At 45.1% G+C, this 9077-nt stretch carries 5 protein-coding genes; 3 read left to right on the plus strand and 2 right to left on the minus strand.

Annotated elements, in window-relative coordinates; translation table 11 throughout:
* Nucleotides 1–319: IMP dehydrogenase (locus A3757_RS18280; protein WP_197470126.1), on the minus strand; the 319-nt coding region annotated here is incomplete at its 3' end.
* 132 nt (nt 320–451) lie between these two features.
* On the opposite strand from A3757_RS18280, the gene xseA reads away from it, so the two are divergent.
* Nucleotides 452–1840, plus strand: a complete 1389-nt coding sequence (xseA, locus tag A3757_RS18285) for an exodeoxyribonuclease VII large subunit (RefSeq protein WP_068554359.1) — start codon at nt 452–454, stop codon at nt 1838–1840.
* Between the two features lie 11 nt (nt 1841–1851).
* On the opposite strand, the gene A3757_RS18290 is transcribed toward xseA, so the two are convergent.
* A complete protein-coding gene (locus A3757_RS18290; protein ID WP_068508834.1) occupies nt 1852–2859 on the minus strand; it encodes a metal ABC transporter solute-binding protein, Zn/Mn family in 1008 nt (335 codons plus the stop codon).
* A gap of 156 nt (nt 2860–3015) precedes the next feature.
* On the opposite strand from A3757_RS18290, the gene A3757_RS18295 reads away from it, so the two are divergent.
* Entirely contained in the window at nt 3016–6426 is a 3411-nt protein-coding gene (locus A3757_RS18295; protein WP_068511807.1) for an Ig-like domain-containing protein, read from the plus strand.
* Between the two features lie 237 nt (nt 6427–6663).
* A partial coding sequence (locus tag A3757_RS27945; protein WP_068740054.1) for a PAS domain-containing protein occupies nt 6664–9077 on the plus strand: 2414 nt, incomplete at its 3' end.

Consider the following 9077-nt stretch of genomic DNA (forward strand, 5'->3'; position numbering starts at 1 on the left):
GTACCGTCATATTTGAAGCAACGGTAATAGGGTCTTTCACTACACCACTTTCAAATTTCTTAACAGCACGAACGGTTGCCGCCTGCTGCTCAGCGGTCATGTTTTTGTGAATGATACCAATGCCACCTTCCTGCGCCATGGCAATTGCCAAAGGAGCTTCAGTCACCGTATCCATCGCGGCAGATACCAGAGGAACATTCAAGGTGATGCCTTTCGTCAGGCGAGTTTTAAGAGAAACTTCGTTAGGAAGAACTTCGGAATAACCAGGAATCAAGAGAACGTCATCAAACGTCAGTGCGTCATGTGCGATCCGCAACATATGGGCCAACCTTTATGTCCAGATAAAACGCGGAATTATAATGCTTGAGGGGCTCTCCTTACAAGCATAATTGTAAATACCGCCAAAGCATTTTAAACTCGCCTCAACTTATCACCCAAATATGACATCGCAATGACTTACGCAGACTTCCCTTCCGACCCCAGTATTCCTGAGCATACACCTGCTAAACCCAAGGCACTGAGTGTCAGCGAACTTAACCGTCAAGTTAAACGAATGCTTGAAGTCAGCTACGCTCAAACCTGGGTAAGCGGAGAGATTACCGGGCTCTCAAGACCGCGCTCCGGCCATTGGTATTTCACGCTAAAAGACGACAAGGCCCAAATCCGCTGCGCCATGTTTAAAGGCTATAACCAACGCTTAAAGTTTATCCCCAAGGAAGGTGACCAGATAATTGTTCGAGCCAAAGTGAGCTTGTACGAAGGTCGCGGCGATTACCAACTTATCGTTGAAGGCATGGAACCGGCGGGTATTGGGCAACTACAAGCCGCTTTTGAAGCACTAAAGCTTAAACTGGCTGGCGAAGGACTGTTTGACCAGCAGCATAAAAAATCTATACCACAAATCCCCAAAAAAGCAGCCGTGATAACCTCTCAAAGCGGTGCCGTCATTCATGACATCATTTCAGTGACGCAGCGTCGCTTCCCTGCACTAGAGATCATTTTGCTACCCGTTCAGGTTCAAGGGGAAGGCTCAGCACAACAAATTGCCGACGCTATCGCTTACTGCAACAGCCACAACCTTGCAGATGTATTAATTGTTGGGCGAGGAGGCGGGTCTCTAGAGGATTTATGGAGTTTTAATGAAGAAGTCGTCGCACGTGCTATTTTTGACAGCGAACTACCTATCATTAGCGCCGTTGGTCATGAAGTAGACTTTACGATTGCCGACCTGGTAGCAGACTACCGGGCACCAACGCCATCAGCAGCCGCAGAACACATTACGCCCGACCAATACGAATTAATGCAAAACCTGGATCAACAACAACGGCGCCTGGAGTTTGTGATCAACAATCGATTCAAACAACTCAGCCAAAGCATCGATGCCTTACAAAAACGACTAAGACATCCTGGCGATGCCCTTCAAGAAAAGGGTTTACGCCTTGAAGAACTTCAAGAGCGCATTAAACGGGCACTATCAAACACTATTGAAAATAAATCTGGAAGTCTGAATATACTTCAGCACCGCTTACTCAGATATAACCCTCAAGCGAAGCTTGAACAAAGCGCAGCAACACTAAACAACGCTTACGACAAACTAGTACAAGCGCAGCATGCAAACCTGGAACAACAGCAACACAGACTGGCGATTCTAGCCCAGACACTGCACACGGCAAGCCCTCTTGCAACCTTAGGGCGCGGCTATGCCATATTAAAGTCCGATAAACAGAAAGTTCAAACCCAGTGCAGCGACTTCAAGGCGGGAGACAAAATCAGTGCCACACTAAAAGATGGGATTGTCCATTGTACCGTCGACCAAAGTGTTCCAGAACTGGACTTATAACTCAGCCCAGCTTACTTCAAGGCTTGATAAATTTTCGCTAGATTGTACTGCATCATATCGAGATAGCTTGGCGCTAGCTCATGAGATAAGGCGCCCGAGATCAGTTCACCTCCAAAATTGACTCCCGTTTCCATTTGCACAACTTTGATAAGGCGATTGTCAGCGACATTTTCCTCGAAAATCGCCTTGACGCCAGAGCTCCGAACCTGACGAACTACTTGTGCAATTTGTGCTGCAGAAGCCTCTCCTCCCGTACTGATGCCTTGCAAGCTCCGCATTTTCAAACCATAATCTCGAGCCAAATAAGCAAAGGCATTGTGAGGAACAACCATTTGTCGTTGAGACGCAGGCAGAGCCAAAAACTTCTTCTCGTAAGCTTGGTTAAGCAAGTCTAATTCTTCAATATATGCCTGTGCATTCGTTTCATATTCTCCGGCATGCGGAGGGTCAACCTTCGCTAAGGCATTGGTGATATTGCGAATATATACTTTTGCAGCCTGCAAGCTATGCCAGGCATGCGGGTCAACCCTTCCAACCATCTTGGAAATATCATCATTTTCATCAAGAGAAGCGCTACTATGCTTATGCTCTTCTTCGCCATGATGACCATGACTATGTCGACGCAAATCCTTTCGCTCTCTGATCAAACGAACATTTTCTGTCGCTATCACAGTCAGGCCATTAAAATCTGCTGCGGCAACCAAGCGCGCTAACCACCCTTCAAAGCCCAAGCCATTCATTAACAACAAGTCAGCTTTAGATAAATGCTTAACATTTTGAGGTGAAGGGCGGTAAACATGTGCATCTTCCCCCCAGTCTACCAAGGTAGATACGGATACATGATCTCCTCCCACCGCCTTAGCCATATCAGCCAAAACACTGAAGGTCGCTACTAACTGTAAACTGGCTCCCGCACCGCTCTCTTCCCGTTCAGCCATTACATTCATTGAAAGGCATAGCAAAAATATCGAGAGCAAAGCTCTACGACTGCTAGACTTGTACCTAATGTTACTTTGCATACTTAACCTCAATAGGGTTTCTGTTGAAATTTTGCCGGTTAGGAAAACAGTTATATGAAGCTGTTTTATAGAATTTCACTTTCTGTTGACAAAATGGAACATACTTCCTGTAGAAAAATCTCTAAACTGCGCGCATATTAAGAGGATCACTATTCAATGTTCAACGTTTTTTCAATAAATAGCGCATCTAAAGTACTGACATATTTTTTAATATCACTATTACTTAGCGCTTGCAGCGGCGGTAGCAGCTCAGGAAAACAGACCAATAATACGCCTTCACTTCAGAGTCTCTCATTATCAACACCACCAACAACAATGATATCTGGCGAAACCTTTCAAGCCAGTGTGACCGGTTTATACACCGACGACTCAAGTTTTGACTTAAGTAGCGACGCTGGCTGGAGCTCTAGTGACACGAATATCCTGACAGTGTCAGACAGTGGCCTGATTACGGCAATCAATGCTGGTAGTACTACGATTACAGCGGCTTTTTCTGGAGAATCAGCCAGTTTCAGCATAAACGTAATTGCTTTAAGCAGCATTGCGATGAGCATCATTCCCGACGATCTTGAGGTCGGCGACAGTGTGCAATTAAGTGCTAACGGAACCTACACCGATTCATCAAGCGAAGACATCAGTAACGATGTTATCTGGGCCTCTAGTAATAACACTGCTATCAGCATAAGTGCCACAGGCCTGTTATCGGTAAACACCGCTGGCAGTGCAACGATCTCTATCGAACACAATGATTTGCTAGATCAACAAGACGTGGAGGTTGTCGTTCTTTATAGTGTTAGCATTACCACCTTGCCTTCCGACATCGAAGTCGGCAGCATCCAGCAGCTGGTAGCAAACGCGCACTACTCAAATAGTACAACAAGTATTATCACCTCAGCCGCTAACTGGAGTTCCTCTGATCCGAGCATTTTGCATATCTCCAACGAAGGCTTACTTACCGCACTAGCACCTGGTGACGCAACCATTACAGCCAGTTATGAGGGTGAGCACGCTTCAAGTACGTCTACTGCATACACATTGAGTTCACTTAGCATAACACCCGCCGCGTTGACACTGGCAATTGCTTCATCTCACACTCTCACGGCAACCGGAATTTATACGAACAACACCACAAGCGACCTTAGTCCTGAGACTTCTTGGCAATCGAGCAATAACAACATCGCCACAGTCGATGAAAATGGCTTGGTAGTCGCTGTCAGCGCTGGCAATACCAATGTCACAGCAAGTATTGGCGACATCAACACAAGTCTGGAGCTAACGGTTTCTCCTGCTACATTGCATTCTATTTCAATTGATTTACCCGACACTCTAATTGCCGGACTCACTACTGCTTTATCAGCGACTGGCACCTATTCCGATGGCAGCACCCAAAACATTACCGCTGAAGTAACATGGCAAACTAGCGATATCAGCCTTGCCAGTATCGATAATGAGCTTATTACCGCCATTCAAAGTGGGGAGGTGCAAGTCAGCGCTATTAAAGGCTCTACAACTGGGTTAAAAAACATTGTTATCAGCCCGGCTCAAATCGACAGTCTGGTTTTGACCCCGCCATTGATCACACTAGCGAAAGGAACTCAAAGCGAGGTAAACGTCACCGCCATTTTTACTGATCAAAGCCACCAAGATGTTACTAGCCAAGTCAATTGGAGCGCTGACTCTCCTGAAATAATCTCAATTGAAGCGGGCTCATCACTTGTTAGCGGACTGGATATCGGCAGCTCAAGCCTGAGTGCTGAGCTAGATGGCCATAATGCTGCCAGTACGGTTACGGTAAGCAATGCAGTACTAAGCAATATAAGTATTCTTCCTATTAACAGCTCCCTACCAAAGGGGCTAAGCCAAAGTTTCAGTGCTCAAGGAACATACAGTGACGGCTCAGTTCAGGACATCACCGAACAGGTAACCTGGACATCGAGCGACTCGGCAATAGGCTCTATTTCAAACGCTGCGCTATCTGAAGGTTTAGTCAATGGACTAGAACTGGGATTCGTAAACATTTCCGCCACCCTGGATGATATTAGTATATCGACTAGTCTAAGCATTCAAGACGCCGTATTAACCGCAATTGAAGTTCAGCCAGGAAATATCAGCCTAGCTAACGGGCTTCAAATACAAGCCATTGCTTTAGGCTCCTATTCTGATGGAGAACAAATTGATATCAGTAAAGAGGCCAACTGGAACACAAGCTCTAGTACTGTTGCAAGCGTAGAAAGCCCTAGCGCTCCGGTTATCAGCGCTAATGCAGAAGGCGAAGCCCTGATCTCTGCCGAACTAGAAGGAATCAGTGGTATTAGTTTAGTGACAGTAACAAGTGCGACACTTCAATCAATATCACTGACGAGCGATAACACAAGTATTCCGGCTGGGTTTACAGAACAAGTCAAAGCAAGTGGCTTATATACCGATGCATCGACTAAAGACATCACCCACCTCGTCACCTGGCAAAGCGAAGACAATCAACTTATTACTGTCGACAATAATGTAGATAGCCCAGGACTAATTCGTACCGTTGCCCCCGGTAGTACACGTGTCAGCGCCAGCTTTGAAGGCCTATCGTCCAGCGCAACCTTCACAGTGACGGACGCAATACTAAGTTCTATTGCTATTACCAGCCCTGCTAGCGCGATAAACGTTAACGATGAACTGCAACTGAGTGCCATTGCAGACTACTCCGATAACAGCAGCAAAGATCTCACCCAAGAAGTAAGCTGGATAATCAGTGACAATGATGTTGTATCTATCGAGACGGCATCGAATGACTACTTTTCTAATCAAAGCGGTTTGCTAAAAGCTCTGTCAGCCGGCACCAGCGATATATCTGCCCAGTTACTAAACAGCTCAGGAGAACTTATAAGCTCTAACACTCTGAGCCTCACAATCTCGGAAGACCCTAACGCTACTAAAGCGATATCACTGTCACTGACTCCAAACGTTATTCTAAACAACGGTATTGATAGCTCTATTGTGTCCGCGACTTTAAGCCCTAACTCGGCTAGCGGAGCAATTCCAGATAACACTGAAGTGAGTTTTAGTATCACTGATAATGGCACCACACATATCGAAACGGCTTATACCAGTAATGGCGTCGCTCAAATTACCCTAAGCTCTGAGAATATTGGTCTGATATCAATTGAGGCTTCGAGCAATCAAATTCATAGTTCGTCAGCAATATACAGTACAAATGATTTCAGAAATGTCATCGTAAGCTACGCAGAAGCAGAAGTATTATATGATGCAGAAAACGAGGTCTTAAAATCTGGCAGCACTTTACTAACACTTGTCCGAAACCTATCAAATCGCGACTTCGATCTACCATTAATTGCTGTTATGACTGGCAATCCAGACCCTCAAATACATTTACCTGAATCACCTTTTGACACATCCCTTCTAACAGGAGATCAAGTTTTATCGGGAGGAGAAACAAACGCATTTGGCTACGCCCTATCTGAAGACGTCAGCGGCAGCATTTTTTATATCCTTTATGCATTAAGTGACGACACAACAAATACAGATTTTATAAGCGGTTCTGTATTCAGCTTCCAGTAAACGCCCCTCCCGACAAGAAACGAACCACTCACCACGAGTCTGGTTCGTTTCTCGCCCAGCAACTAATCCAGCGCAGTTTTCGCACCAATACAGTGCCGAACTTCCCCTCCTAAATATTAAGCACTTTTTCTTAAATGGCCTATGCTGAAATAGATTGCGGCTGACAAGTAGTTGCGTCTTCACCACACTAAAAATGTCAGTAACGACGAACTAAAATAGCAATAATAGGAAACAACCATGTCCATCTCTCGAAAAGTTCTCCTCGGATCACTTTCAGTGTCCGTTGTTTCGGTACTATTAACCGCTCTGATTACAGCAGGTGTTGGATTTAATATTGCCGAAAGCGTTATTGAAAACGAAGCACGGAAAGCGCTCATCACACAGCGAGAATCCCAGAAGGACTTTATTCACAGCTACCTACAGACTATCAAACATGAGCTTAAAGCTTTCTCTGCAAGCCATAGTGTCGTCGACTCAGCTGAAGGCTTCATCGCTAGCTATGATGATTTTCCTAAAACCGTCAGTAGCAACGAAATATCTGACAAGTTAGAAGATTATTACACCGGGCAATTTGGTGCCACCTATGCCGAGAGCAATCCAGGCTCTTCATTATCTCCCGGCAATTTACTTAACAGCATTAGCGATAAAGCCCGTTTAATGCAATATCACTTCATTGCAGACAACGCTAACCCCTTAGGTCAAAAAGATGCCTTAGACTCACTCGACTTTAGCTCCGATTACAATGAGGTACACAAAGAGTATCACCCGGAGTTTAGAAAGCACCTTAACGAATTCCAATATTACGACATCTTTTTGATCGATATTGACTCAGGCGAGATTATTTACTCCGTTTTCAAAGAGCTCGATTACGCCACCTCTTTACTTACCGGGCCTTATAAAAATAGTGACTTAGCTAAAGTCTATAAAGAAGCTGCCAACGCAAGTGACCCTGACCACATTGCCTTTACTTCTTTTCAGTCTTATACGCCATCTTATGAAGCTCCTGCCTCCTTTATGGCAAGCCCTGTGGTAAATAAACAAGGTGAGAAAATCGCCGTTTTGGCTTTTCAAATGCCTATCGATGAGCTGAACCGAATCATGACCCATAACGAACAATGGGAAAAGTCTGGTATGGGCTATTCAGGCGAAACTTACCTGGTTTCTCAAGAATTCAAAGCTCAGAGCAAGAGCCGCTTCTTGGTTGAAGACAAAGAGAACTTCTTAAGCGCGCTTAAAGAGAGTGGCGTAAACGAGAAGACGCTTAAGCAAATTGATCTTAAAAACACCAACATTGGCTTCCAAGAAATCCGTACTCCCGGTGTAGAGAAAGCCTTACGGGGCGAAAGTGGCTTTGATATCTTTCCAGACTACCGAGGCGAAGAAGTTCTCTCTGCTTATGGTCCTCTAGAGTTTGAAGGTAGCCGATTCGCACTGCTATCAGAAGTCGACTACGCTGAAGCGCATGCTTTTGCAGGGGATATGATTCGCTCCTTTGCCATATCGGTATTCATTATTGCTGCCATTATTCTGTCTATCGTTGCTTATATCGCTTGGGCATTTTCCAAATCTCTTTCTACTCGCCTCAATACCGCTGTCGAAGTTTCCAATGCCGTTGCCAAAGGCGAAAGAGTTCATATCGAACAAAGCTCTCAGCAAGATGAAATCAGCGACCTAATGAGCGCTCTAGATCGCATGCAAACAGAATTGATTGGCGAATTCGAGCGCCGAGCAGAAGAAACCAGCCGTGTGACTAGCGCCCTGAAAGTTGCCAATACCAACCTGATGATGGCAGATAATGACCTTAACATCATCTACCTCAATAATGCGGTCGAAAAAATGTTTAAGGATGCTGAGTCAGACCTTCGCAAAGACTTACCTAAGTTCTCTGCCGATAACTTGATGGGTGTAAATATTGATGTTTTCCACAAGAATCCGGCTCATCAAAGACAGTTACTAGCCAGCTTAACGCAAAGCTATGAAAGTACTGCCAAAGTCGGTGGCCGCAGCTTCAGAATTGTTGCCAACCCTGTTGAAAGCGAGAACGGCAACCGTTTAGGTACTGTTGTTGAATGGGTAGACGAAACAGAGATGCTCGCCAAGCAAGCGCAGGAAAGACAAGAGGCTGCTGAAAATGTACGCCTGAAACAAGCTCTTGATAACGTAAGTGCTAACGTAATGGTTGCAGACGCCGAGCGAAACATCGTCTATATGAATGATGCCGTACTTGAAACACTTAAAATCGCGGAAGAAGATATTCAACAAGTACTTCCACAGTTTGATGCCAACAATTTACTTGGGCAATCAATTGATATCTTCCATAAAAACCCAAGCCATCAGAAAGAGCTACTAGAGAATCTAAGCGCTCAACACAAAGCCAATATTCAAGTTGGTCGACGCCATATGGAGCTATCAGTCAACCCGGTTAAGACCGAGTCCGGTGACCGTGTCGGTACAGTTGTTGAATGGAAGGATAACACTGAAGCATTGATAAAACGTGAGAATGAGTTACGCGTAGCAAACGAGAATGCTCGCTTAAAAGAAGCATTGGAGAATGTCAGCGCCAATGTGATGGTCGCCGATTATGATCGTACCATTGTCTATATGAACCCTGCGGTCATCAAAACACTCAAAAATGCAGAAGCGGCAATTAA

The organism is Oleiphilus sp. HI0117 (assembly GCF_001635235.1).